Below are 570 nucleotides of genomic sequence, written 5' to 3'. Positions count from 1 at the left end.
TCAAGCTCAGTGCTGCGGAACTCGTCAGCGCAGCCGAACGCAATCTTCGTGCCGCGGCGCACGATTCAGATAGGCATTGACGCTTTAGTCACCCGGAGGTCCTCGCAGACGTTCGATGAAGCGATCCAGCGAAACCGATGAGTTGCTGCTTTCTGGCCGAAGCAGATAGGTAGTGATTACCGCCGTGTCCTGCGCCAGAGGGCGAATCACCACGTCCGGCCTCTGGCTGATGGGAATCTTGGTCGCCGACATGAAACCAATCCCATAGCCTGCGCCGACGAGCGTTAGCATCATGTCCAGCGACGACACTTCTTCGACAACGTTGAGTCTGTGTTCCAGAACCTGTAGCAGCCGATTTAGTTCTCGGCAGTAGCCTTCGCAGGCCAGTCTGTCGCACAGAACCAGTGGGTGACTCTGAAGTTCGTTCAGCGGAACTTGCTTGTGCGCAAGAAGCGAGTGCCGCGCTGGCATGGCGATCACAATCGGGTCTCGCCAGATCGGGTCAGCCACGATGCCTTCGCCAACATCCGCCGCGTGTGCAAATCCGATCGTGAAGTCGCCAGACCGTAG

Annotated in this window: 1 protein-coding gene; it reads right to left on the bottom strand. The window is 58.1% G+C overall.

Going from position 1 to position 570, the window contains the following annotated elements:
- Positions 1 to 84: 84 nt before the first annotated feature.
- The coding region (locus KVT32_RS28450) for a LysR family substrate-binding domain-containing protein (RefSeq protein WP_217619245.1) at positions 85 to 570 on the bottom strand (486 nt) is incomplete at its 5' end.

The sequence above is a fragment of the Achromobacter sp. GbtcB20 genome, assembly GCF_019091095.1.
Lineage (GTDB): Bacteria > Pseudomonadota > Gammaproteobacteria > Burkholderiales > Burkholderiaceae_B > Achromobacter > Achromobacter mucicolens.
This window is presented reverse-complemented; position numbering and strand designations above follow the sequence as displayed.